This is a genomic window from Variovorax sp. J22G73 (assembly GCF_030317035.1).
Lineage (GTDB): Bacteria > Pseudomonadota > Gammaproteobacteria > Burkholderiales > Burkholderiaceae_C > Variovorax.
The window spans coordinates 148129-173371 of sequence record NZ_JASZYK010000004.1 but is presented as its reverse complement, the minus strand read 5'-3'; the positions used below and the strand labels follow the sequence as shown (position 1 = coordinate 173371).

Genomic DNA, 25243 nt, shown 5'->3' with positions numbered 1-25243 from the left:
GTGCGTCAGTTCGCGCAGCGCGCCTCCAGCGCATCCAGGAACGAACGGTCCCAGCGGCCTTCCTTCATCGCCTGGATCGTGCGTGCTTCGGTCTCCAGGTGCGCGCGCGCCTTCTCTATCAGCCAGCCGGCGTCGCCGGCCGCGAAAGCCATCAGACCGTCCTGGTCGCCCACCACGATGTCGCCCGGGTTCACCACCATGCCGCCGACCGACACCGGCACGTTGATCTCGCCGGGGCCGTCCTTGTACGGGCCACGGTGGTTCACGCCACGCGCGTACACCGGGTAGTCGCGCTCGCGGATCTCCGCCACGTCGCGGATGGCGCCGTCGAGCACCACGCCCACGGTGCCGATGGTGGCGGCATAGAACGACAGGATGCCGCCGATGACCGCGTTGGTCACGTCGCCGCCCGCGTCGATCACCAGCACGTCGCCCGGCCGACAGAACTCGAAGGCCCGCATCATCGTGAAGTTGTCGCCGCCGCGCGTCTTCACCGTCACGGCCGTGCCCGCCATCGTCCGGGTGCCGGGCCGGTGGTAGGGCTGCAGGCCCACGCTGCCGATGTTGCGGTGCATGTTGTCGCTGAGCGCGGCCACCGGAATGTCGTGCAGCGCCGCGATGAGTTCGGGCGCCGCTTGCGGGGCCGAAGGGTTCTTCAAGATGGCCTTGTAGGGCATGGCGTTGTCCTTGTGTTCTCGTGAATCTCTGGGGTCTGGCGAAGGGTGCGCGTCTCAGCGCAGCGCGGCCACGGCGCGCGCGATGCGCTTGCAGCCTTCTTCCAGCGTCTCGATCGACGTGGCGATCGACAGCCGGAAGTAGGGCGACAGCCCGTAGGCGGTGCCCGCGACCACGGCCACGCCTTCGCTTTCCAGCAGGTACATCACCACGTCGCCGTCGGTCTCCAGGCGCTTGCCCCCGGGCGTGGTCTTGCCGATGAGGCCGCCGCAGTTGATGTACAGGTAGAAGGCCCCCGGCGGCGTGGCGCAGCTCAGTCCGGGCACCTCGTTGACGAGCGCCAGCGTGCGGTCGCGCCGCTGCTTGTAGACCGCCACGCTCTCGGCCACGAAGCCCTGGTCGCCGTTCAGCGCCGCGGCCGCCGCGGCCTGGCTCACCGAGCAGCAGTTGCCGGTGGACTGAGACAGCAGCGTGTCCAGCGCCTTGACCAGGTCCGCCGGACCGGCCGCGTAGCCGATGCGCCAGCCCGTCATCGCGTAGGTCTTGGACACGCCGTTCACCACCAGCGTGCGCTCGCGCAGCGCGGGCGCCACCGCCAGGATGTGCGGCGTGGCCTCGCCGTCGAAGCGGATGTGCTCGTAGATGTCGTCGGTCATCACCATGACGTGCGGGTGGCGCGCCAGCACCTCGGCCAGCGCGCGGTACTCGGCGGCGGTGTAGCTCGCGCCGGTCGGGTTGCTCGGCGAGTTCACCAGCAGCCAGCGCGTGCGCGGGGTGATGGCGGCCTCGAGTTGCGCGGGCGTCAGCTTGAAGCCGTTGGCCTCGGGGCAGGCCACGGTCACGGGCGTGCCCTCGCAGGCCAGCACCATGTCGGGATACGACACCCAGTACGGCGCCGGAACGATCACCTCGTCGCCCGGCTCCAGCGTGATCGCGAAGGCGTTGTAGATCGCGCTCTTCGCGCCGCTGGTGGCGATGATCTCGTTCATCGCGTAGCGCAGGCCGTTCTCGCGCTCCAGCTTCGCCACGATGGCCTCGCGCAGTTCCACCGTGCCGGCCATCAGCGTGTAGCGCGTGGCGCCGCGCTCGATGGCGGCGGCCGCGGCCTGGCGGATGTGGGGCGGGGTGTCGAAGTCGGGCTCGCCGACCACGAGGTTCACGATCGACTTGCCCTGCCTGCGCAGTTCGTTGGCGCGGTCGGCGGCCGAGGTGCTGGGCGAGGGCTTGATGCGCCGCACGCGGGCGGCAATGCGGGAGGTGGTCACGCGGCTTCCTGGGTTGGGGATGGCATGAGCCGAACGGTACGCACATCGATCACCCGAGGCCAAGACGAGATTGCACTGGTCGTATAGGCGCAGCTTATGACTCATGGTGCGCCCCGATACCCGCCGCGAAGGTGCGGTGCTAGGCTTGGGTTTTGCTTGGGGACAAGGCGTGAACCTGCGACGCCTCAAATATTTCGTGAAGATCGTGGACATCGGCAGCCTCACGCAGGCGGCCGAAGTCCTTTTCATCGCCCAGCCCGCGCTGAGCCAGCAACTGGCCACGCTGGAAGGCGAGGTGCGCCAGCAGCTGCTCGTGCGCACCAAGCGCGGCGTGACGCCCACCGAAGCCGGCAAGGTGCTGTACCGCCATGCGCAGATCATCCTGCGCCAGTGCGAGCAGGCGCGTGTCGACATGGAGGCCGCGGGCGAGGGGCTCTCGGGCCAGGTGTCGGTGGGGCTCGCGCCCGGCACGGCCGCCTCGGCACTGTCGTTGCCGCTGCTGCGCACCGTGCGCGCGCGGCACCCGGGCATCCTGCTGTACCTGAACGAGAACTACGGCACCACGCTCAGCGAACTCATCATGAACGGCCGCATGGACCTGGCCGTGCTGTACGGGGACAAGGCCATCCACGGCCTCACCTTCGTGCCGCTGCTGAAGGAGCCGCTGTTCCTGGTCGGCCCGGCCGCCATGCCGGCGCCTTCGCAGCCGGTGAAGCTGGCCGACCTGCGCGACATCGAGCTCTTTCTGCCGCGCCCGTACAACGTGGTGCGCAAGCTGGTGGACGCGGCTTTCGTGCGCGCCGGCATGGTGCCGCGCGTGGTGGCGGAGATCGAGTCGGCCTTCACGCTCACCGCGGCCATTGCCGACGGGCTGGGCGCCACCATCCTGCCGGCGTCGATGGCGCGCGAGGTGGTCGCGAGCTGCGGGGCCTGGCAGTTTCCCATCGTCGACCCCGTCATCGAGGCGCCGCTGGCGCTGTGCCAGTCCGACCACCTGCCGCTGTCGGAGCCCGCGCAGGCGGTGAAGGACATCCTGCTCGAACTGGTGGTCGACCTGGCGGGCACCGTGGCCTCGACGCCCGAACCGGAACTGTCGGCGCTGTCATAGCTGTGTCGTCGCTGTCATAAGCCGCCCTTATCCCGGCACAGCCATTCCGTCTTGGGCTTTGCGGCCCCGGCCCGTTACCTTTCATGCATGCCGTCACGCGTTCGCGGAACGCGTCGGCCACCACAGCCCCGGGCATGAAGCAGGAACAGATCAAGACGCTCATCGACGCTTTGGCCGCATCGGACCTGGCGGAACTGGAGTTCAGTGAAAACGGCAGCACGCTGCGGCTGGTGAAGCGCGCGGCGTCGGGCGCGCTGCCCCGTGCAGCGGCAGCTGCTTCACGACCCGACGCACGCAAGGCGCCGCGAAGGGCGCCGGAAGATGTGGCAGCCCCCGCGGCCTCGAACACGCAATGCCTGGCCCCGCTGCACGGCGTGGTGCACCTGCAGCCCGCACCCGGCGAACCGCCGTTCGTGCAGCCGGGCCGGGCGGTCGAGGCTGGCGAGTTGCTGTGCGTGATCGAGGCCATGAAGATGTTCAACGAGGTGCGCGCCGAGCGCGCCGCCACCGTGCAACAGGTGCTCGCGCAGTCGGGCCAGGAAGTGGAAGCGGGCCAGCCCCTGTTCCGCTTCGCCTGAGGAGGCACGCGCCATGTTCGACACCGTGCTCATTGCCAACCGCGGCGAGATCGCCCTGCGCATCCAGCGCGCCTGCCGGGGCCTGGGCCTGCGCACGGTGGTCGTGCATTCCGAGGCCGACCGCGACGCGATGTATGTCGCGCAGGCCGACCAGGCGCTGTGCATCGGCCCGGCGGCGCCGGCGCTGAGCTACCTGAACCAGTCCGCCATCCTGTTCGCCGCCGAGGTGAGCGGCGCGCAGGCCGTTCACCCCGGCTACGGCTTCCTCTCGGAAAACGCGGGCTTCGCCGCGCGCGTCGAGGAGGCCGGCCTGGTCTTCGTCGGGCCGAGCGCCGCGTGCATCCGCACCATGGGCGACAAGGTCTCTGCCAAGCGCGCGATGCGCAAGGCCGGCGTGCCCTGCGTGCCCGGCCCCGACGAGCCGCTGCCCGACGACCCGGCCGCCGTGCTGGCGCTGGCGCGCGACATCGGCTACCCGGTCATCGTGAAGGCCGCGGGCGGCGGCGGCGGGCGCGGCATGCGTGTGGTGCACGAGGAGGCCGCGCTGCTGCACGCCATGGCGCTCACGCGCGAGGAAGCGCGCCAGGCCTTCGGCAACCCCGAGGTCTACATCGAGAAGTTCCTGCTGCACCCGCGCCACGTGGAGATCCAGGTGCTGGCGGACAGCCACGGCCATGCCGTGTGGCTCGGCAGCCGCGACTGCTCGCTGCAACGGCGCCACCAGAAAGTGATCGAGGAGGCGCCCGCGCCTGGCATCGACGAGGCGCTGCTGGCCGAGGTGGGCGAGCGCTGCGCGGCCGCGTGCCGGCAGATCGGCTACTGCGGCGTGGGCACCTTCGAGTTCCTGTACGAGCGCGGCGCCTTCTATTTCATCGAGATGAACACCCGCCTGCAGGTCGAGCACCCGGTGACCGAGATGACCACCGGCATCGACATCGTGCAGCAGCAGTTGCGCATGGCGCGCGGCGAGCGCCTGCGGCTGGCGCAGGCCGACGTGCGCTGCCAGGGCCACGCCATCGAGTGCCGCATCAACGCCGAGAACCCCGACACCTTCGCGCCCGCGCCGGGCCGCATCACCGGCTGGCAGGTGCCAGGCGGCTTCGGCGTGCGCGTCGATTCGCATGCCGGTGCCGGCTACCGCGTGCCGCCGTACTACGACTCGATGATCGCCAAGCTCATCGTGCACGGCGACAGCCGCGCCGACGCGCTGGAGCGCATGCGACTGGCGCTGGCCGAGACGCGCGTGGAGGGCATCGACACCAACGTGGCGCTGCACCGCGCGCTGCTGCGCGACGCGGGTTTTGCGGATGGCGGCGTCGACATCCACCACCTCGAACGCTGGCTGCAGCAAAGGAGCGCGGCGTGAGCGCAAAGACATCCACGACGTCACCGTCGACCAGCCTGCTGGGCACCACCGCGCTGCTGTTCGAGGCGCCCGGCGACATGGACCTGCCTTCGCAGCAGCGCATCTGGGCGCTGGCGCACGAGGCCGAGCGCTGGCCCGAGGTGCGCGAGGCCGTGCCTGGCATGAACAACCTGATGCTCACCTTCACCCGCCCGCCGCGCCAGCTCGACGCGCTGCGCACGCGCCTGTGCGAGGCCTGGGCCGCCGCCACCGCCTTGCAGCGCGAAGGCCGCGTGGTCGAGTTGCCCGTGGTCTACGGCGGCGAGGGCGGCCCGCACATGGCCGACGTGGTGGCCCACACCGGCCTGAGCGTGGAGGCCATCGTCGAGTTGCACAGCGCGCCGCTGTACCCGGTGTACGCGCTGGGCAGCCACCCCGGCTACTGCTACCTGGGCGGCATGGACGCGCGCATCGCCACCCCGCGGCGCAAGGTGCCGGTGCTCAGCATCCCGGGCGGCGCCGTGTCCATCGGCGGCGCGCAGACCGGCGTGTCGGCCTCGGCCGGCCCCAGCGGCTGGAACACCATCGGCAGCACGTCGATGGTGTTCTTCGACCCCGCGCAAGACCCGCCCGCGATGCTGCAGCCGGGCGACATGATCCGATTTCGCGTGGAGGGCATCGTCCGATGATCGAAGTACTCTCGTCGGCGGCGCTCGCCACCGTGCAGGACCTGGGCCGCACCGGCAGCCTGCGCTGGGGCGTGGGCACCTCGGGCGCCATGGACAACCTGGCCCTGGCCGCGGGCAACCTGCTGCTGGGCAACGCGTTGGACCTGGCCGCCATCGAAGTGCCGGTGTTCCCGTTCAAGGTGCGCTTCGACGAAGACTGCGCCTTCGCGCTCACCGGCGCCGACTGCGCGGCCCGCCTCGACGACCAGCCGCTCATGCCCTGGTGGGTGCACCAGGCGCGCGCCGGACAGGTGCTCGTGCTGGGCCTGCCGCAGGGCGGCGCCCAGCGCGGCAGCCGCGCCATGCTGTGCGTGGCCGGCGGCATCGACGTGCCCGAGGTGCTGGGCTCGCGCAGCACCCAGTTGCGCGGCGCCTTCGGTGGCCATGAAGGCCGTGCGCTGCGCCGCGGTGATGTCTTGCGTGCCGTGGGTGGAGCGGGTGCGGCAGGTGCATTAGGTGCCACGCAACCCGGCCGCACGGGCTTCGGCCTGGTTCCCCCCGCGCTCGCGTTGCCGCTGCAGCGCGACGGCGTGCCCGCGGTGCGCGTGCTCCCCGCGGCCGAATACCTGTCGTTCGAGCCACGGTCGCGCGACGCCTTCTGGTCCGCCGACTGGAAGATCACCCCCCAGAGCGACCGCTACGGCTACCGCCTCGAGGGCGAGGCCCTGCGCCCCATCGCGCCCATGGAACTGCGCTCGCACGGCATCGTGCCCGGCGTCATCCAGGTGCCGCACAGCGGCCAGCCCATCATCCAGATGCGCGATGCCCAGCCGTCGGGCGGCTACCCCAAGTTCGGCACCGTGATCGAGGCCGACATGTGGCGCCTTGGGCAGGCCCCGATCGGGAGCCGCGTGCGTTTCATCGAAGCCACGTGGGACGAGGCGCTCGATGCGCTGGACGAAGTGCGTGCGTGGCTCGACAAGGTGGCGCGCGTGGTGGCGCTTCATCGGGGAGCGCCTCGTGTCTGAGCGCCGTGATCGTTGGTCACACGCCCCGAACGATGTGGCAGGAAAGCCCGACATGCAGGACACGTCGCAGCGTGCGGCGGAACTGGCGGCGTGGCTGGCAGGCACGGACATCGACCTGCTGGAGCTGCGAACCCCGCACGGCACGTTGCGACTCGGCAGGCAAGGGGACGACATCGTCGAGCTGCCAGGACAAGAGGAAAGAGCAGGCGAAACAGCCGAAACAGAAACCGTCGCGGTCAAGGCTTCGTCGGTCGGCGTGTTCCTGCGCAGCCATCCACTTGCCACGCAACCTCTTGCAAGCATCGGCCAGCATGTGCAGGCAGGCCAGCTCATCGGCCTGCTGAACATCGGCCCGCTGCTGCTGCCCGTGGCCGCGCCCCAGGCCGGCATCGTCGACGCCCTGCATGTGCAGGGCGGCGTCGCGGTCGGCTACGGCGCCGCCCTCGTCGACCTGCATCCTCTCTGACCCCGAACCGAAGAGACAAGGACTCCCCATGGACATCGACCTCAACGCAGACCTCGGCGAAGGCTTCGGACGCTGGCGCATGGGCGAGGACGAGGCGCTGCTGGACATCGTTTCTTCCGCCAACGTCGCCTGCGGCTTTCACGCGGGCGACCCGGTCATCATGGACCGCACCGTGCGCATGGCGCGGCAGCGCGGCGTCGACGTCGGCGCGCACGTGGGCTTTCCGGACCTCGTGGGCTTCGGGCGCCGGCCCATGCAGATCGAGACAAAGGAGCTCGTGAGCTACGTGCTCTACCAGTTGAGCGCGCTCGACGGCATGGCGCGCACGGCAGGGCACCGCATGACGCACATGAGCTTCCATGGCGCGCTCGGCAACATGGCCGCCGCCGATGCCGCACTGGCCGAGCCGCTGGTGCGCGCCGTGGCCGACTTCGATCCGTCGCTCACCGTCAGCACCTCCGCCAGCGCCGCCATCGAAGGCGCGGCCGAGCGCTGCGGGCTGCGCGTGCGCACCGTGTTCCTGGCCGACCGGGCCTGCGGCGACGACGGCCTGCTCGTGCCGCGCAAGCTGCCCGGCGCCGTCATCCACGCGCAAGACGCCGTGCTCGCGCGCGTGCGCCAGTTGCTCGAAGACGGCACCGTCACCAGCTACACCGGCAACAAGCTGCCGATGCGCGCGCACTCCATCCTGCTGCACGGCGACACGCCCGGCGCGGTGGAGCTGGCGCGCGCCGTGCGTGGGGTGGTCGAGCAGGCCGGGCGCATCGTGCCCATCTCCAGGCAATCGGCGTGAGCCGCGACAAAAAGCAAGCACCGCGAACGGGCACGAACATGGTGCTTACCCTTGGTCATATGCACAGATGCCGGGCGACATAAGGGCGGCTTATCGCTCCACAGACAAACCGTCTTGGCGCCGTGCGCGGGCGGTCGATACAGTGAATTCCAGGCGCTCGAACGCCCCTTCAAGAAAGAACGAAAGATGCCTTTTTCCGACTACAAGACCGCGCTGGTGACAGGTGCTTCCTCGGGCATCGGCGCCGCCGTTGTCGAGCGCCTCAGCAAAGAAGGCCTGAAGGTGCACGCGCTCGCGCGCAGCGCCGACAAGCTGGCCGAACTGGCGCAGCGCACCGGCTGCACCGTGCATGCCATCGACGTGAGCGACCTCGCCGCCGTGACGCGGCTCGCGCAGGAGGTCGAGTTCGACGTGCTGGTCAACAACGCCGGCGTGGACCGCCCCGGCTCCATCCTCAAGGCCGACGCCGAAGGCATCGACCTGCTGGTGGACGTGAACCTGCGCGCCGTGCTGCACCTGTGCCGGCTCGTGGTGCCCGGCATGGTGGCGCGCGACCGCGGCCACGTGGTCAACATCAGCTCCATTGCCGCGGCCTACAACTTCGGCGGCAACAGCACCTACCACGCCACCAAGGCGGCCGTGAGCATGCTGTCGCGGCAGCTGCGCATCGACGTGTTCGGCAAGCGCGTGCGCGTCACCGAGATCTGCCCCGGCCGCGTGGCCACCGACATCTTCGCGCACGTGCACGGCGACTCCGAAGGCACGCGCAAGCGCTTCGTCGAAGGCTTCGAGCTGCCGCAGGCCGAAGACATCGCCAATGCCATCGCCTTCTGCATCGCCGCGCCCATCGCGGTGAACGTGGGCCACATGGAAATCACGCCCACGCTGCAGGTGCCGGGCGGGCTGCAGACCACGCGGCCCGAGGCGCCGCAGGCCTGACGTCCCGCGCCATTCACGTCATTCACGCCATGCAAGCCGAGCACGCCACGCCAAGGAACCGCGCATGAAGGACTTCGACCTGCTCGCGATCCTGCTGAAGCCCGAGTTCGGCGCCATGCTGCTGCACGGCCTGCTGCAGACGCTGAAGATCGCGGCCGGCTCCTGGCTGCTCGCCATGGCCATGGCCGTGGTGCTGCTGGTGGTGCGCCTTACCACCCACCGCATCGCCGAGCGCGTGGTGGCCGCCTACGTGTCCTACCACCGCAACGTGCCCACGCTGGTGCAGCTCATGTTCTGGTACTTCGGCATCTTCAGCCTGCTGCCCGACGCGCTGCAGGGCTGGCTGTCGGTGCACAACGCCGAGACCCTGCTGTCGATCGTCGCGCTCGGCCTGTGCCAGGCCGCGTATTTCAGCGAGGACATGCGCTCCGGGCTGCGCGCCATCCCGTCGGGCCAGGCCGAGGCCGCGCGCGCGCTGGGCCACGGCTACATCGGCTCGATGCGCCACGTGATGCTGCCGCAGGCCATCCGCAACGCGGTGCCGGCGCTGGTGAACCACAGCGTGTCGCTGTTCAAGAACAGCAGCCTGGCCATGGCCATCGGCGTGGCCGAGCTCACGCACGCGGTGAAGGAAATAGAGAGCCAGAGCTTTCGCACCTTCGAGGCCTACAGCGTGGCCACCGTGCTGTACCTGGTGTGCTCGCTGCTCATCATGGCCGTGGGCGGCTGGCTGGCGCGGCGCTACCGCATCGCCGGCGCCAGGTAGAAAAAAGCAACGCAGCCGGAACACACGATGTACAGCGTCTACGAAATCCTTCGCGACAACTGGCTGCTGCTGCTGGTCGGCCAGTACCCGAGCGGCCCGCTCGGCGGCATCGTCGCCACCTTGATTCTGTCGGTGCTCGGCATCGTGCTGGCGTTTCCGCTGTCGGTGCTGCTGGCGCTGGCGCGGCTGTCGCCCTGGCGGCTGCTGCGCTGGCCGGCCACGGTGCTGGTGTACGTGGTGCGCGGCGTGCCGCTGCTCATGGTGATCCTGTGGGTGTACTTTCTGGTGCCCATCCTCATCGGGCGCGAGGTGTCGGGCTTCACCACCATGCTGTGCACGCTGGTGATCTACGAGGGCGCCTACCTGTCGGAGGTGGTGCGCGCCGGCATCCTGTCGCTGCCCAAGGGGCAGGCCGAGGCGGCGCGTGCGCTGGGCCACAGCCACCTGGGCACCATGTGGTTCGTCATCTTGCCGCAGGCGCTCTACAACATGCTGCCCAGCATGCTGAGCCAGTTCATCTCCACCATCAAGGAGACCACGCTGGGCTACGTGATCAATGTGCAGGAGCTCACCTTCGCGGCCAACCAGATCAACAACCAGCTGCTGACCAAGCCGTTCCAGGTGTTCTTCATCCTGGCGCTGACCTACTACGTGGTGTGCTTCAGCCTCACGCAGCTCGCGCAATGGCTGGAGCGGCGCATCGCGCACAAGCGCCTGGGCGCCGTGGCGGCGCCCGGCGGGGCGGGTAGCGCCACTTTTCCTGCTCCGGCTGTTCCCGCTGTTCCTCCCGTTCCCCCCGTGGCGACCTTGCCATGACGCCCAAGGACGACCCCATGATCCTGTTCTCCGACATCAACAAGTGGTACGGCGACTACCAGGCGCTGGCCGACATCAACGCCGAGGTGAAGAAGGGCGAAGTGGTGGTGGTCTGCGGGCCTTCGGGCTCCGGCAAGTCGACGCTGATCCGCACCGTGAACCGGCTGGAGGAAGTGAAGTCGGGCCAGCTGCTGTTCGACGGCCACGACATCCATGCGCCCATGACCAGCAAGGCGCTCAACCGGCTGCGCAGCCGCATCGGCTTCGTGTTCCAGAGCTTCAACCTGTTCCCGCACCTGTCGGTGCTGGAGAACATCATGCTGTCGCCCATGCGCGTGCTGGGCGTGAAGCGCGCCGACGCCAGGGCCAAGGCCGGCCAGCTGCTGGAGCGCGTGGGCCTGTCGAACAAGGCCGGGGCCTACCCCGCGCAGCTCTCGGGCGGCCAGCAGCAGCGCGTGGCGATCGCGCGCGCGCTGGCCATGGAGCCGCCGGCCATGCTGTTCGACGAACCCACCAGCGCACTCGACCCCGAGATGGTCGGCGAAGTGCTGTCGGTGATGCGCGGCCTCGCGCACGACGGCATGACCATGATGTGCGTCACCCACGAGATGAACTTCGCCCGCGAGGTGGCCGACCGCGTCTGGTTCATGGACGCCGGCCGCATCCTGGAGACGGCCGACCCGGCCACCTTCTTCAGCAGCCCGCAGCATCCGCGCGCGCAGCGCTTCCTGTCGGACCTGCGCGCGCACTGAGTTCCCGCCGTTCTCTTCTTCGCAATCTCCCCAGGAGCCTTCCATGTCGAACAAGTCCGTCTTCCGCCTCGCCACCCTCGGCACCTGCCTGTGCGCGGCTTCCCTGCTCGCGCACGCCGACCAGTGGAGCGACATTGCCCAGCGCAAGGAGCTCAAGTGCGGCACCTTCGCCGACGTGCCTCCGTTCGCCGCGCCCGACCCCAAGACGCGCGAAATGGTCGGCCACGACGTCGACCTGTGCAACGCCATCGCCAAGGAACTGGGGCTCAGCGCCAAGGTCACGCCGCTGTCGGTGGAGGCGCGCGTGCCCGAGGTGAAGCTGGGCCGCGTGGACGTCACCATCGCCAACCTGGCCTACACCAAGAGCCGCGGCGAGCAGATCCAGTTCAGCGACCCGTACTACGTGGCCAAGGAAATGCTGGCGGTGAAGGCCTCCGACCCCGGCACCGCCAAGGCCGACTTCAAGGGCAAGCGCCTGAGCTCGACCAAGGGCTCCACCTCGGAGATGTCCATCAAGATGAACGGCTCCGAGCCCGTCACCTTCCAGGACACCGGCTCCGCCTTCATGGCGGTGCAGCAGAACAAGTCGGTCGGCATGGTGGCCAACACCATGACCATCACCAAGCTCGTGAACCAGTCGAAGACCGGCGGCGTGGCGCTGAAGATGATCGCCGACCCCATGGTGCTGCAGCCCGTGGGCATCGGCATGAAGAAGGACGAGCCCGCGCTGCTGGCCAAGGTGAACGGCGCGCTCTATGCGCTGGAGAAGTCGGGCGAGCTCGACCGCATCTGGGCCAAGTGGCTCGGCCCGAACACCGAATACAAGATGGTGCGCGAAGAGAAGGTCACGCCGTTGGCCGAGCTGAAGTTCGAACTGCTGCCTTGACGTGTTCGGCGGGGGCGAACCACGAGAAGACCCGAACCGCAAGCCTCAGTCGTAGTTGGTGAACCGGCTCGGCGCCTGGGCCGGCTGGTTCAGCGGCTGGTAGCCCTGGATGTTCTGCAGCAGCGTGCTCGTCGGGTTCGAGCCGATGTTGCCGAAGCCGTTGAACTGGATCTGGAACATCAGCCGCGTGTCGGGCGTGGCGCGCCCCGACACCAGCCGCTCGAGCACGATGCGGCCCACCCAGCAGCAGGCGTTGTACTCGGCGCCCACCAGGCTGTCCGACAGCGCGCGGTCGTGCAGGCTGTAGCTCAGCCGCCCCACCGCATACCAGCGCCCCGGGTCGTTCGCCGCCCTGGTGCCCAGCAGGCCGCGCGTCAGCTCGCTCAGCGGCCATTGCCAGTTGAAGTCCACCGTCTTCGTGCCGTCGTTGGCGGTGGTGCTGCTGTCGGCCTGGAAGCGGAAGGCCGCCGTCAGCGTGTGGTACTGCGCCGGCGTGTAGCGCAGCGTGAGCGTGTCGCGCGTGGACTTGCCGGTGTCCATGTTGTATTGCGCCAGGCCGTCCACGCTCCACTTCGGGTTCCAGTGCACCTGGCCGCCCAGGATGAAGTCGCCCGAGCGGTCGGTCACCGCGGTGCCGCCCGGCAGCGTCACGTTCTGGTCGCTGAAGCGAAAGCGCTGCGCAATGCCGAAGCGCGCCGACTCCGCGCCCGTCACCGGGTCGAGCAGGCGCGTGGTGACGCCCGTCGTCAGCGTGTTTGTGTCCGACACGCGGTCGTTGCCCGAGAACGCGTTCTCCGTGTAGAGCGTGGCAAAGCTCACGTCGTTGGCGGCCGTGTCGTACACCGGCAGCTGGCTCTGGTCGCGGTAGGGCGTGCGCACGTAGAAGGCGCGCGGCTCCAGCGTCTGGCGCCAGGCGTGGCCGAAGAGCGTGGCGTCGCGCTCGAACACCAGGCCGCTGTCCAGGCTCATGGTCGGCACCACGCTGGTGATGGCGCTGGCCCCGCTCGCCAGCGGCGAGGCGAGCTGGTAGGAGGCCGTGTGCAGCAGCAGCTTCGGAATGACGAAGCCGCCCGGCACCACCCATGGCCGGCTCACCTGCAGGTTGCCCACCACGCGCTCGCCGTTGGGCTGCGCGATGCCGTTGAGCGTGGGCGCGTAGGCCGGGTCCACCTCGAAGCGCGTGTAGTCCAGCGTGCCCGACACGTCCAGGCCGTGCCAGTCGTAGGTGTTGTAGTTGGCCGTGAGCTGCGGCACGCGGTTGTACGACGGCGTGATGGGCGCGGCCGCGTACTGCAGCGTCTGGTACGACAGCGTGCGCGCCTGGCCGCTCCAGTCGCCCTTGGTCCAGTTCAGGTCGGCCTCGTTCGTGAGCTGGCGCGAGGTGAGCGTGGGCGTGTGGGCAAAGTCGCGCCAGTAGTCGTCGTCGCTCACGCGGTTGATGTTGAACGAGGTGCTCAGCGAATCGAGCCCGAAGGGCTTGGCGTCGAGCTGCTGGTGGTGTTGCGCCCACAGGCCCCAGCGGTTGCGCTCGCGCAGGCTGTCGCTGGGCATCTCGTCCACCCGCACCTGGCCGCTGTAGGTCTTCTCGAGGTAGCGGAACTCGCTGCCCAGGTTCACGCCGCGGTTGCTCATGATCTCGGGGTAGAAGGTCGCGTCGCGGTTGGGCGCGATGTTCCAGTAGTACGGCTGCAGGTACTCGAAGCCGTTGGTGCTGTCGAAGCCGATCACCGGCGGCAGCAGCCCGCTCTGGCGCGCGTTGTTCAGCGGAAAGCTCACCGACGGAATCGACGGCGTGGTCAGCCCCAGAAAGCTGACCTGCGCGTCGGTGGCGGTGGCCAGGTTGGTGTCGCTGTCGGTGGTCATGGTCACGGCGGTGAGCATCCACGCCGGCACCCAGCCCGCGTAGTTCTCGCGCAGGCAGGTGGTGTAGGTCACGTGCCGCGCCACCGACACCTTGGGGTCGACGAAGTCGATGCGATCGGCCTCGCCATGCGCGCCCGTTTCCAGCAGCGTGTAGCGCACATGCTCGAAGAAGCCCTCGTAGCTTTCGAGCTTCAGTTGCAGCGCCGGCCCTTCGTACACGTTGCCGCCCTGGTTGAGGCGCACGTTGCCTGTGGCCGTGGCCAGGTCGCCGGGCGGCTGGTATTCGAGCCGGTCGGCGGTGATGTGGGTGTCGCCGCGCCGCAGCGACGCATCGCCCTCGACCACCACCTCGAGGTCGGGCCGGCCCGAGAGCCGGTCGCCGTCGACCAGGCTGGGCCGCGCGCCGCGCTCGGCCGGCGCGATGGTCTCGGGCAGTTGGGGCGTGCGCCGCAGCACCAGCGGGGCGTCGCTCCAGGCTTCCTGCGCCGGCACCGGCCGCGCGTGCAGCAGGAGTACCAGCAACAGCAGCGGCGACAGCATCCCCGGCGAACCGCGCCAGCGTAGTTTCATGGCGAACAACAAGGAAAAAGGTCGGACGAACCGCGCGGGTCTGGCGTCGTTCAGGCGTCGTGCCGCACGCGCGATTCCCATGCGAAGCCCACGCCGTAGACCGAGCGAATCCAGTCGTGCGCCGCCGACACCGTGGCCAGCTTCTTGCGCAGGTTCTTGATGTGCGTGTCGACCACGCGCTCGTTCACGTCCAGCGCCTCGGGAAACGCCACCTCCAGCAGCTTGGAGCGCGTGAGCACGCGCCCCGGCTCCTGCGACAGCGCGCGCAGCAGCAGCGACTCGCGCCGCGTCAGCGGCAGCGGGTGGCCGTCGAGCATGGCGCAGCCGCGGCCCGCGCCGAAGGTGATGGGCGCCTGCGGGCGCGCCACGCGGTAGCGCTGCGCATAGCGGCGCAGCACCACGTGGATGCGCACCGCCACCTCGCGCGGCGAGAAGGGCTTGCACACGTAGTCGTCCGCCCCCAGCTCGAAGCCGCGCAGCCGGTCGGCCTCGTCGCCGCGCGCGGTCAGCATGATGACCGGGTGGTCGCTGCGCGCGCGCACCTTCTCCAGGATCTGCAGGCCGCTCACATGCGGCAGCGCCACGTCGAGCAGCGTGAGCGCGGGCGGCGCGGTGAGCATGCGGTGCAGCGCCACCGCCCCGTCCTCGATGTGCTCGATCTCGTGGCCGGCCTGGTGCAGTTCGTGGTGCAGCACCGAGGCGGCGTCGTGGCCTTGCTCCACCAGCAGGATCCGGCTCATCGGGTCATTGCAGCTTCAGCACGCCGGGGTGTGCGGGATGTGCGGGGCGGGCAGCGTGGGCAGTGTGTGCGGGGAGTGAGGCGTGCGGGCGACCCGGCTTCTCGCGGCTGTTGCGCAGGTGGTCGTCCACCGTGAGCTCGCCCTGCACGTCGGCCAGCAGCTGCAGGGTGCGGTCGATGGCCGCGCCGTCCAGCAGCGGATAGCCCTGCTCGTTGCGTCCGTTGTTGCGCGCCACGCGCGCGATGTAGGGCAGGTCTTGCGGCGTGATCACCACGGTGGGCATCACGCCCTCGAGCTCGACGCCGTCGAAAGGCAGCAGCACGAAGTACTGCACGCGCAGGTCGGGCGGCAGCAGGCTGCGCAGGTGCGTGGTCTTGCGGCCGCACTGCCAGGCGGGGTCCTTCACCTCGCGCGCCAGCGAATGGTCGCGCTGGCGCAGGAACCAGCGCGGCACCGTGTGCGCGGAGGTCTTGCGGTACACCACGGCGTTGCGCCAGCCCTTCACCTCGAACAGGTACACGCCGGCCTCGCACACCAGCGCCACGTCGAAACGGGCCGTGGGCACGGCGCTGCCTTCGTACATGGGAATGACCAGGTCCTGCAGCACGTGCAGCCGGCCGAAGGCGGGCTTGAAGGCGTTCACCAGCTGCTGCACGCCCAGCGCGGTGGCGGTGGTGCCGTCTTGCTCGCCGTCGATGGCGAGCGAATGGCGCGGGTGCTGCGTCGGTGCGTGCGCGAGCGTGTGCGTGTGCGTGTGCGTGTGCGTGTGCGTGTGCGTTGGGGCGCGCGAGTGGCCGGGCAACGTGAGCACGGTGCGGGCGGGGGCTTTGTGCAAGGCAGTGGTCATGGAGTGCTCCTTCGAGCTTCAAGGATTGCGCAACTTTCGGGAGACTTTGTGCAGAAACGGCAATTCCCTTGCCTGTGTGGCCTGCGTTGCCTGCGGGGTGGCCATGGCGTCGATGGCGGTGTCGTTGCCCATGCCGCTCGCGCCACCCACGTTGCCCATGAAGAGCACCCACGCCATCGCCAGCTCGCCGTTGGCCGCGGCCAGCACGTGCAGGTCGAGCAGCAGGCCCTGGAAGTCTTCCATCAGCTGCACTTCGGAAATGTCGCCGCGGTCGCGGCGCTGCTTCGATGCTTCGAAGTCGGCGCGTGCATCGACCACGCGCGCGTAGGCGGTGTTCGCGATGTCGCTCTGCATCTGCAGGTGCTGCAAGGCGCCGGCGACCTGGTCGCGCGCCTGCATCACCGCGTGGGCGTACAGGGGCTGGCCGGAAGCCTCGATGCCGGGCGCATCGATGTCGGGCGCTTCGCCGCTTGTGTCGATCACGCCGCCGGGCAGCGCATCGGTGTCCGCGCCGTACAGCGCGGCGGCCAGCTGCACGTCGTTGCGGTTGGCCAGCACGGCCATCGGCAGTTCGCTCGGCACCTCGGCCGCGAAGCGTGGCAGCGACCTGTCTTGCAGCGCGTCGGCCAGCAAGGCTTCGAGCGCGGCTTGCGGCATGCCGCAGCGCGCCGCCAGGTAGGCAAGATAGCTCGTGCGTTGCGCCTTCAGCTTGCCGATGTTGTCGTCCGCGGCGAGCTGCCGCTGCGCGAGTTGTTTTTCGAAGTCGTCGTGCCGTGGCGTGCCGCTGCCAACGAGCGCGGCCTGCCTCGTGACGGCCGCGCGCGTGTTCTCCAGGTACACGAGTTCCAGCGTCTTCACCTTGAGCGCGATGTACGCGGCGGCCACGCCCGGTTCGTCGGCGCCGCGCGCGGCGGCCATCAGCCGGCCCATCGATGCGTCCTCGAAGCCGGCCCACCACGGTTGCGTTCGTGCCTGCGCCTGTGCCTGATTGCGTGTTGCACGTGTTGCACGTGTTGCAGCGCGCGCGCCGTGCTCCGCGAACATGCCCGCCGCGAGCACCGAGGTCGAATGAACCATCGCGATGCTGGTGCTCGCGCATGCGATGGCCAGTGCACCGAACGCCGCGGCCATGAAGGTTCTCGCGCGCTTCACCTGTGTGTTTCCAGCTTCGTCATGCGTGGATCTTTTCAGGCGAATTGGGAGAAATTTGAAGGGCCGCGCCACGCGCGAGGTCTTTGCGGCGCGCATCACCTTGATGTGTCCGCGCAACACTCGATGGCACAGAAAACGGATCTACCAAATTCCTCCAGATTTGGGCGAAACCATGCGTACAGCCGGTCGATACCGAGCGGCCGCATCAGACCTGAAACTGGAGAAACCTGAATGAAGAAAACCCTCACGGCATTCGCTGCCCTGGCCGTCTGTGGCCTGGCTTCTGCCCAATCGTCCGTCACGCTGTTCGGTGTCGTCGACGCCGGCGTGACCTATCAGTCGGCCACCGCGCGCGACCCGGTCACGGGTGCGTCGGTCAAGCAAAGCAAGACCAGCCTGGGCAACTCCGCCTACAACTCCAGCCGCCTCGGCTTCCGTGGCACGGAAGACCTCGGCGGTGGCCTGGCAGCGAGCTTCTGGCTCGAAGCGCCCATCACCAACGACGACGGCGCCACCGGCATCAGCACCTTCGCACGCCGCTCCACCGTGAGCCTGTCGGGTGGCTTCGGCGAACTGCGCCTGGGCCGCGACTACACGCCCACCTTCTGGAACGACACCGTGTTCGATCCGTTCGGCACCAACGGCTCGGGCACCAACCTGATCAGCACCGTGAGCGGCAACAGCACGCTGAACAACACGAACTACGTCCGCGCCAGCAACTCGGTCGGCTACTTCCTGCCGCCGAACCTGGGCGGCTTCTACGGCCAGCTGCAATACAGCTTCGCCGAGAACACCAGCACCGACGCGACGGCGACCACTGCCGCCACGAGCAGCAGCGCCGGCCGCTACGTCGGTGGCCGCTTCGGCTATGCCAACGGCCCGCTGGACGTGGCGCTGGGCGTGGGCCAGAGCACGGTCGTGGACACCACCACGCTGGGCCGCAAGGTGCAGACCATCAACCTCGGCGCGTCGTACGACTTCGGCCCTGTGAAGCTGTTCGGCGAACTGTCGAACGTGCAGAACAAGTTCGACACCGCGCTGGGCAACACGCACGACAGCTACAACGGCTACCTCATCGGCGCGACCGTGCCGGTGGGCGCGGGCCTGATCCGCGCGTCGTACTCGGTGGTTCGCTACAACGAAGGCGCGGCCGGCATCACGGGCGAAGACCCGCGCGGCCAGAAGCTGGCCATCGGCTACGTGCACAACCTGTCGAAGCGCACCGCGCTGTACGCCACGGTGGCGCGCGTGAACAACCGCAACGACGCCAACTACACCGGCAGCCTGATCTCGGCCAGCACCACCGGCTACGGCAGCGCGGGCGTGGGCTTCAGCGGCGTGCCGCGTTCGTCGACCGGCTACGACTTCGGCATTCGCCACGCGTTCTGACGACGCCTTGCGGCGGCGCGGCTGAGGGGCCGCGCCGCCGCATGCGGCCCTGGCGCCTGCATCGCACGTGCACTGCACGCGCGGGTGCACAGCGGCGGCGGGGCGGGCGCTGCGCTCATGAGGGAGCTCGAAGCAGCGAGGAGATGAGGCCGCAGTTTCCAAGGCAGGTGAAATGAACACACAGACATTCGCGGTCCCGCGCTGGTTGCGCGCGGCCGTCTTCCTGCTTGCCTGCGCGGTGCCGATGGCCGCCGCCTGCGCGCAGAACCGCATCGAATCCGTCACGGGTTCCGTGCAAGCCGGCACCGAGGTGCTGCGCATCGATTTTTCAGAGCCGCTGGCCGGTGCGCCGGCCGGCTTCGCCGTGCAGTCGCCCGCGCGCATCGCGCTCGACTTCGCCGGCATGGACAGCAACCTGGGCCGCGCGCCCATCGACATCAGCCAGGGCAACCTGCGCTCGGTGAATGTGGTGCAGGCTGGCGATCGCACACGCCTCGTGCTCAACCTGAAGCAGGCGGCGGCGTACCGCACCGAGCTGCAAGGCAAGTCGCTGCTGGTGTCGCTGCAGCCTGCCGCGGGCGCGGCGCTGCGCGCGGCCATGCCCTTCGAGTTCGCGGAGAACCGCAACCGCGACATGCTGCCGCTGCGCGATGTCGACTTTCGGCTGGGCAGCGACGGTGCCGGCCGCGTGATCGTCACGCTGCCCAACGACCAGGTCGGCGTGGACATTCGCCAGCAGGGCAAGGGGCTGGTGGTGGAGTTCACCCGCTCTTCGCTGCCCGAGGGCCTGAACCGCCGGCTCGACGTGGCCGACTTCGGCACGCCGGTGCAGACGGTGGCGCTGCAGCAGGCCGGCGACCGCGTGCGCATGGTGATCGAGCCGCGCGGCGAATGGGAGCACAGCGCCTACCAGAGCAACAGCCAGTTCGTAGTGGAGGTGCGCCCGCGCAAGGACAACCCCGGCAAGCTCACGCAGGGCGCCGGCTACAACGGCGAGAAGCTGTCGCTCAATTTCCAGAACATCGAGGTCCGCTCGCTGCTGCAGGTGATTGCCGACTTCACCAACTTCAACATCGTGACCTCCGACACCGTCAGCGGCGCGCTCACGCTGCGGCTGAAAGACGTGCCCTGGGACCAGGCGCTGGACATCATCCTGGAGGCGAAGAACCTGGGCATGCGCAAGAACGGCAGCGTGTTGCGCATTGCGCCCGAAGACGAACTCAACGCCAAGGAGAAGATCAAGTTCGAGGCGCAGGCCACGCTGCAGGGGCTGGAGCAGTTGCGCACGCAGTCGTTCCAGCTCAACTACGCGAAGGCGGCGACGGTGGCGCAGGGGCTCACGGGCAGCGGCACCAGCGCCGGCGGAGGCGGTGGGGGTGGGGGTGGCGCCAGTGGCGGCACGGCCACGCGCCTGCTCAGCGCGCGCGGCAGCGTGCTGGCCGAGGCGCGCACCAACCAGCTCTTCGTCACCGACATTCCCTCGCGGCTCGCGCAGGTGGGCGAGCTGCTGCAGAAGCTCGACGTGCCGGTGCGCCAGGTGCTGATCGAGGCGCGCTTCGTGGAGGCCACGGACACCTTCAGCAAGAGCCTGGGCGCCAAGCTGGGCGGCGGCGCGGTCAACGCGAATTCGTCGGTGGGCGCCACGCCCACGTCGAGCTCCAGCACCACCAGCGTCTCTTCGACCACCAGCTTCGTCAACCTGCCCGCGACCAGCACCACGGGCGACGCGGTGGGCACCTTTGCGCTGTCGCTGTTCAACTCCAGCCTCACGAAGATGCTCAACCTCGAGATCTCCGCGCTGGAGGCCGACGGCAAGGGCAAGGTGGTGTCCAGCCCGCGCGTGGTCACGGCCGACCAGACCAAGGCGCTGATCGAGCAGGGCACCGAGCTGCCCTACCAGGTGGCGACATCGAGCGGCGCCACGTCCATCTCCTTTCGCAAGGCGAACCTGAAGCTCGAGGTCACGCCGCAGATCACGCCCGAGGGCAACATCATCCTGTCGCTGGAGGTCAACAAGGACACGGTGGGCCAGTCGACCACGGCGGGCTACGCCATCAACACCAAGCACATCCAGACCGAGGTGCTGGTGGAGAACGGCGGCACCGTGGTCATCGGCGGCGTGTTCGAGCTGACGGACACCACGTCGGAGTCGCGCGTGCCGGTGCTGGGGGAAATGCCGGTGGTGGGCGCGCTGTTTCGCACGCGCAGCCGGGTGAACAACAAGACGGAGATGATGATCTTCATCAGCCCGAAGATGATCACGGACCGCAACGCGATGCGTTGAGGTGCTGAAGTGCTGAAGTGCTGAAGTGTTGAAGCGCTGAACTGTTCAGGCGCCAGCGCGTTCAGGCGGGCGTGCCGCGCTCGGGCAGCCGGCTTTCGCCTCGCTGCGGCTGCAGCGCCAGCGGCACCCGCACCTGCGCCAGCAGCCCGTGCGGGCCCGACCTGAGCACCACGTCGCCGCCGTGTGCGCGCGCAATCGAGCGGCACACCGCCAGCCCGAGCCCGCTGCCCGAGGCGCGCGAGGCGCGGGCCTGCGGGGAGCGGTAGAAGGGCTTGAACACGCGCTCCAGCTCGTCGGCGGGCAGCCCCGGGCCGCGGTCGCTGATCTCGACCACGGCGTCGGCGCCGTCGGTGAACAGGCGCACGCGTGCCTGGTGGCCGTACTTGACGGCGTTCTCCACCAGGTTGTCGAGCACGCGGCGCATGCCCATGGCGTCGACCTCTACCTGGGCGTGCTCGGTGCGCTGCAGCAGCACGTCCTTGCCGACGAACACGGCCTGCTCGACCACGTCTTCCACCAGGCTCGCCAGGTCCATGCGCTCGCGCGCGCTGACCACCGAGGCGTCGCGGATGAAGCTGAGCACCGAGCCGATCATCCGCTCCATTTCTTCCACGTCGTCCAGCATGCCGGCGCGCACGTCGTCGGGCACGTCCTCGATGCGAAAGCGCAGCCGCGTGAGGGGCGTGCGCAGGTCGTGGCTGATGGCGCCGATCATCACGGTGCGGTCGTCCACGAAGCTGCGCAGCCGCGCCTGCATGCGGTTGAAGGCCTGCGCGGCGCGGCCTATTTCGGCGGGGCCTTCGAGCGCGAGCACAGGGGCCGAAGGGTCGCGGCCCAGCTGGTCGGCCGCGCGCGCGAAGCCGCTCAGCGGGCGCACCAGCCGGCGCGAGAACAGCCAGCCCGCCGGCGCCACGATGACCGCGGCCATCAGGAACCACAGCAGCACGCGGCGCTGCCACGCGTTGGGGAAAGACTCGGGCACCGGCTGCACCACCACCCAGCTGCCTTCGCGCGTGTAGACGGCGGCGATGAAGTCGCCTTCGACGAAGGGCGCGGGCGCGAGGCCGAAGAGGCCGCGCGCGGCGGGGCGGGCGACCTCGGTGGTGGTGTCGGTGGTGGGTGGCGTGCGCGGGGCCTCGGTGCTGCGTGGGGGGCGCGTGGCCTCGGTGCTGGCGCGGGGCGTGGGCTCTGCAGGGGTGCTGGCGGTGGGGGCGTGCGGCGCCGGTGGGTCGGGTGCGGGAGCCGTGCGCTTCACGGGCGCTTCCGTCGTGCTGGCGGCCTTGCGTGGCGGCAGTGTGTCGATGATCGGCGGCGGCGCCTGGATGGACGGTGCCGGCTGCATTGCGGGGCCCATCGGCAGGCCCGACCCCATCGCGGGCGGCGCGAGCGTTGCGGGGCCCGTGCGGCCGAGCCCGCCGGGGGCGTTGCCGATGGAGGGCCCGGCCTGCGCCGGTGCGGCCTGCAGGGATGGCGCGGCGGTGATGCCGGGCGACGCGCCCGTGCTGGGCGCGGACAGCGTGGGCGCGCTTGCAAGGCCGGGTGCATTGCTGGTCATGATGCCGGGTGCGTTGCCGGCTCCATTGCCGGGTGCGTTCCCGGTGGCTGTCGTAGGCGCCGATGACGTCGCCGGCGCAGCGACCGCACCTGTCACGCCGCCAGTCTGCGAAGGCTGCGTCATCGGGGACTGCTGCGGCTGTTGCGCTGCCTGCGACGGTTGCTGGAAGCCGCCGATGCTGCCGCCCGTACCCCGCCCGATGCCAAAGCCGCCACCTGTTCCACCCGCGCCACCAAAGCCGCCGAAGCCACCCGTGCCTCCAGGCCCGCCCGGCATGGCGGGCATCGCCGGCGCGCCGCCGGCCTGCACCCGCACGAAGCCGCCGCCCGCGAAGGTGGCGGCAATCCGGCGCGGGCGGGCCTGCGCTGTTTCACCGGCATCGGCGATGGCGCCGGCAGTCCCCGCATCCGCCACCGGCCCGGTGGTCCCCGCGAACGGCAGCGGCGTGTAGAAGTACAGCCGCACGTCGGCCTCGTCGCGCGTCATCAGCTGCGCCAGGTCGCGGCGCGAGCGCTCCGACGTGAGCCAGCCCTGGCCTTTGGGTTCGGGGGCGCGTGCCTGCAAGCTGCGCTGCAGCAGGTTCGCGTTGCGGCCTTCGGCGGCGTGGCCCGAGAGCACGCGCGCGATGTCGCCCAGCTCCCACTGGCGCTGCGGCTCGGGCGGCAGCAGCATGGTCAGCGCCAGCGTCACGCCCTGCGCCACCACCAGCCCGCCGAGCAGCAGGCCCATGATCTGCAGCGCCAGGGGCGGGCCCGGCCAGCGGCGCGCGGTACCTTGGGGGTTCATGGGGCGATGCTGGCACGGACGCCGGGCGATGTCACGCCGGTGCGGCGCCCCGCGTGCGTAGCCATTCCTTTTCTTGCGGCTGTGGGAGCGCCGCAGTGTGCGGCCGGGCTGTTGCCGCCGCATTTCAGCGCATTGCAGTTCGTTGCAGCGCGCGAATCGCCCGTGCCGCGCGCGGGGCTTCGGCCCGCGGCGGTGCCCGGCCTATGATCCAGCTTCCGATCCGCCGCAACGTGAACCTGTCCACCCGCATCCTCATCGTCGACGACGACGCCGGCATTCGCAGCCTGGTGGCGTCCTTCCTGGAAAAGCACGGCTTCCAGGTCGACGCGGCCGGCCATCCCGCGGAAATGCGCGAGCGGCTCGCGCAGGCCGACTACGCGCTCATCGTGCTCGACGTGATGATGCCCGGCGAAGACGGCCTGAGCGCGCTGCGCGAGCTGCAGCGCGTGGGCGGCCCGCCCGTGATCATGCTGTCGGCGGTGGGCACCGACATCGACCGCATCGTGGGCCTGGAGATCGGCGCGGAAGACTACCTGGCCAAGCCCTGCAACCCGCGCGAGCTGCTCGCGCGGATTCGCACGGTGCTGCGGCGCACGGCCAATTCCAATGCCGTGAATCCGATGAATGCAGCCAGCACCGGGGCACGTTCTGCCGCGCAGCCCGTCGCGCCCTCGCAGCCCGCGGCGGACGCCCCCGCCACGGTGCTGTACTTCGCGGGCTGGTGCATCGACCTCGAGACCCGCCTGCTGCACGACCCGCAGGGCCAGCCCGTGGACCTCTCCGACGGCGAGTTCCGACTGCTGCGCGCGCTGGTGCAGCACCCGCGCCGCGTGCTCACGCGCGACCAGCTGGTGCAGTACGCGCTGGGCGCAGAGAGCGATTCGTACGACCGCGCCATCGACGTGCAGGTCAGCCGCCTGCGCCGCAAGCTGGCCTCTGGGGAGGTGCGCGCCGACCTGATTCGCACCGTGCGCAACGAGGGCTACATGTTCGTGCCCGCTGTCACGCGCAACCCCGCGCCAGAGGCCTGAGCGGGCCACCTTTGCTCTGCGCGGCCCCGAGGCTGCAACACGCTGAAATCCGCGGGCAACGTGCGGGCCGCAAGCTGCAGGCCTTGCATTCATCACTCCCTGGTTTCGATCCATGACCTTCTTCGACTGGCTGTGGGACTGGCGCACCCTGATCGCGCTGGCCGTGGGCGACGCCGTGCTGCTGGCGATGTTCTTCGCCTGGGACGCGAAGCACCTGGCCTTCCTCACGCTGCTCACGCGGCAGCCGCCGCGCATCAGCCCAGCAGGCCGTGGCGCGTTGCCTCGAGGATGGCCTGGGTCCGGGAGCTGACCTCCAGCTTGCGGTAGGCGTTCTTCGCGTGGAACTCGACGGTGTGGACCGACACCGCGAGCGCATGCGCGATCTGCTGGTTGCTCAGGCCGTCGGCAATCAGCCGCAGCAGCTGCAGCTCGCGCGGGCGCAAGTCGAAGGGGGCCGGTGCCGCCTTGGGCTGCGGTGATGCGCCTTCTTCGCGCTGCAGCAGCACAGACAACATGCCCAGCACGTGCCGCGCCACGCGCGCGTCCAGCGCCACGCCGCCGTTGTTCAGGGCACGCAGCGCGTGCGCGATCTCGGCGTCGTCCGCCTGGCTCAGCAGGTAGCCCGCGGCGCCCGCGCTGAACGCGGCGACCACCAGCGCGTGGTGGTCCATGTCCGACACCGCCACCACCTGCGCGCGCGGCTGCGCGGCGCGTATGCGCTCGACCAGCGCGGCGCCGTCGCCGGCCGGGCGCAGCTGCATGTCGACCAGCACCAGGTCGAACAGGAAGGTGGCCAGCAGGCCTTCGGCTTCCGCGCGCGTGAACGCCTGCAGCACCTGCTGCCCCGGCGCCAGCGCGCAGAGGATGTGCCGCAGGCGCAGCGCGACCGCGGGGTCGGCCTGCACCAGCAGGGCACTGAAAAAAGGAACGGGCCGCAGCAT

General features: G+C 69.7%; 24 protein-coding genes. 16 read left to right on the top strand and 8 right to left on the bottom strand.

The window, feature by feature from the left end; genetic code table 11:
• Positions 1–5: 5 nt before the first annotated feature.
• On the bottom strand, positions 6–677 hold the full coding sequence (locus tag QTI51_RS17215; protein ID WP_116909265.1) for an RraA family protein: 672 nt from the start codon (positions 675–677) through the stop codon (positions 6–8).
• A 54-nt stretch (positions 678–731) separates the two neighbouring features.
• Positions 732–1940, bottom strand: coding sequence for an aspartate transaminase (locus tag QTI51_RS17210; RefSeq protein WP_116909264.1), 1209 nt, complete (start codon positions 1938–1940; stop codon positions 732–734).
• A 169-nt stretch (positions 1941–2109) separates the two neighbouring features.
• Here QTI51_RS17210 and nac point away from each other — a divergent pair, with 169 nt between their 5' ends.
• The 12 genes from nac to QTI51_RS17150 all read left to right on the top strand — a co-directional run bounded on the left by nac (position 2110) and on the right by QTI51_RS17150 (position 12085).
• The gene (gene nac, locus QTI51_RS17205) at positions 2110–3048 is read left to right on the top strand and encodes a nitrogen assimilation transcriptional regulator NAC (protein ID WP_165840315.1); all 939 of its coding nucleotides are present in this window, start codon (positions 2110–2112) and stop codon (positions 3046–3048) included.
• Positions 3049–3182: 134 nt separating this feature from the next.
• Complete coding sequence (locus QTI51_RS17200; protein ID WP_116909628.1) at positions 3183–3626, top strand: acetyl-CoA carboxylase biotin carboxyl carrier protein; 444 nt, start codon at positions 3183–3185, stop codon at positions 3624–3626.
• Positions 3627–3639: 13 nt separating this feature from the next.
• Positions 3640–4992 (top strand): acetyl-CoA carboxylase biotin carboxylase subunit, encoded by a 1353-nt coding sequence (gene accC / locus QTI51_RS17195; protein WP_116909262.1) that lies wholly within the window; start codon positions 3640–3642, stop codon positions 4990–4992.
• Positions 4989–5660 (top strand): 5-oxoprolinase subunit PxpB, encoded by a 672-nt coding sequence (gene pxpB, locus QTI51_RS17190; RefSeq protein ID WP_116909261.1) that lies wholly within the window; start codon positions 4989–4991, stop codon positions 5658–5660. The genes accC and pxpB overlap by 4 nt, the downstream gene beginning before the upstream one ends.
• Positions 5657–6667, top strand: coding sequence for a 5-oxoprolinase subunit C family protein (locus QTI51_RS17185; RefSeq protein ID WP_116909260.1), 1011 nt, complete (start codon positions 5657–5659; stop codon positions 6665–6667). The genes pxpB and QTI51_RS17185 overlap by 4 nt, the downstream gene beginning before the upstream one ends.
• Positions 6668–6719: 52 nt before the next feature.
• Entirely contained in the window at positions 6720–7133 is a 414-nt protein-coding gene (locus tag QTI51_RS17180) for an acetyl-CoA carboxylase biotin carboxyl carrier protein (protein WP_116909259.1), read from the top strand.
• A 28-nt stretch (positions 7134–7161) separates the two neighbouring features.
• The gene (locus tag QTI51_RS17175; RefSeq protein WP_116909258.1) at positions 7162–7926 is read left to right on the top strand and encodes a LamB/YcsF family protein; all 765 of its coding nucleotides are present in this window, start codon (positions 7162–7164) and stop codon (positions 7924–7926) included.
• Between the two features lie 186 nt (positions 7927–8112).
• Positions 8113–8865, top strand: coding sequence for an SDR family oxidoreductase (locus QTI51_RS17170; RefSeq protein WP_116909257.1), 753 nt, complete (start codon positions 8113–8115; stop codon positions 8863–8865).
• A 64-nt stretch (positions 8866–8929) separates the two neighbouring features.
• Positions 8930–9631, top strand: coding sequence for an amino acid ABC transporter permease (locus QTI51_RS17165; RefSeq protein ID WP_116909256.1), 702 nt, complete (start codon positions 8930–8932; stop codon positions 9629–9631).
• A 27-nt stretch (positions 9632–9658) separates the two neighbouring features.
• On the top strand, positions 9659–10447 hold the full coding sequence (locus tag QTI51_RS17160; protein WP_286516120.1) for an amino acid ABC transporter permease: 789 nt from the start codon (positions 9659–9661) through the stop codon (positions 10445–10447).
• 17 nt (positions 10448–10464) lie between these two features.
• Positions 10465–11199 carry an amino acid ABC transporter ATP-binding protein gene (locus QTI51_RS17155; protein ID WP_116909627.1) on the top strand — a complete coding sequence of 245 codons (735 nt, stop codon included), beginning with the start codon at positions 10465–10467 and terminating at the stop codon, positions 11197–11199.
• A 43-nt stretch (positions 11200–11242) separates the two neighbouring features.
• The gene (locus QTI51_RS17150) at positions 11243–12085 is read left to right on the top strand and encodes an ABC transporter substrate-binding protein (RefSeq protein WP_116909255.1); all 843 of its coding nucleotides are present in this window, start codon (positions 11243–11245) and stop codon (positions 12083–12085) included.
• Between the two features lie 45 nt (positions 12086–12130).
• Here the strand turns inward: QTI51_RS17150 and QTI51_RS17145 are convergent, their stop codons facing one another.
• The 4 genes from QTI51_RS17145 to QTI51_RS17130 are packed head-to-tail and all read right to left on the bottom strand — an operon-like array spanning position 12131 to position 17257.
• Entirely contained in the window at positions 12131–14518 is a 2388-nt protein-coding gene (locus QTI51_RS17145) for an LPS-assembly protein LptD (protein WP_116909254.1), read from the bottom strand.
• 50 nt (positions 14519–14568) lie between these two features.
• Positions 14569–15258 carry a response regulator transcription factor gene (locus QTI51_RS17140; protein ID WP_116909253.1) on the bottom strand — a complete coding sequence of 230 codons (690 nt, stop codon included), beginning with the start codon at positions 15256–15258 and terminating at the stop codon, positions 14569–14571.
• A gap of 4 nt (positions 15259–15262) precedes the next feature.
• Positions 15263–16105, bottom strand: a complete 843-nt coding sequence (locus tag QTI51_RS17135; protein ID WP_116909252.1) for a nuclease-related domain-containing protein — start codon at positions 16103–16105, stop codon at positions 15263–15265.
• 18 nt (positions 16106–16123) lie between these two features.
• On the bottom strand, positions 16124–17257 hold the full coding sequence (locus QTI51_RS17130; protein ID WP_132748767.1) for a hypothetical protein: 1134 nt from the start codon (positions 17255–17257) through the stop codon (positions 16124–16126).
• Positions 17258–17488: 231 nt separating this feature from the next.
• Between QTI51_RS17130 and QTI51_RS17125 the strand changes: the two genes are divergently transcribed.
• Positions 17489–18646 carry a porin gene (locus QTI51_RS17125; RefSeq protein ID WP_116909250.1) on the top strand — a complete coding sequence of 386 codons (1158 nt, stop codon included), beginning with the start codon at positions 17489–17491 and terminating at the stop codon, positions 18644–18646.
• 172 nt (positions 18647–18818) lie between these two features.
• Positions 18819–20930 carry a type IV pilus secretin PilQ gene (locus QTI51_RS17120; protein ID WP_116909249.1) on the top strand — a complete coding sequence of 704 codons (2112 nt, stop codon included), beginning with the start codon at positions 18819–18821 and terminating at the stop codon, positions 20928–20930.
• Positions 20931–20991: 61 nt separating this feature from the next.
• Here QTI51_RS17120 and QTI51_RS17115 read toward each other — a convergent pair whose 3' ends face one another.
• Positions 20992–23271, bottom strand: a complete 2280-nt coding sequence (locus tag QTI51_RS17115) for an ATP-binding protein (protein ID WP_286516121.1) — start codon at positions 23269–23271, stop codon at positions 20992–20994.
• Between the two features lie 203 nt (positions 23272–23474).
• Between QTI51_RS17115 and QTI51_RS17110 the strand changes: the two genes are divergently transcribed.
• Entirely contained in the window at positions 23475–24302 is an 828-nt protein-coding gene (locus tag QTI51_RS17110) for a response regulator (RefSeq protein ID WP_116909247.1), read from the top strand.
• Positions 24303–24414: 112 nt separating this feature from the next.
• Positions 24415–24612 (top strand): hypothetical protein, encoded by a 198-nt coding sequence (locus tag QTI51_RS17105; protein WP_116909246.1) that lies wholly within the window; start codon positions 24415–24417, stop codon positions 24610–24612.
• Here QTI51_RS17105 and QTI51_RS17100 read toward each other — a convergent pair.
• A complete protein-coding gene (locus tag QTI51_RS17100) occupies positions 24557–25243 on the bottom strand; it encodes a LuxR C-terminal-related transcriptional regulator (RefSeq protein WP_116909245.1) in 687 nt (228 codons plus the stop codon). The genes QTI51_RS17105 and QTI51_RS17100 overlap by 56 nt on opposite strands.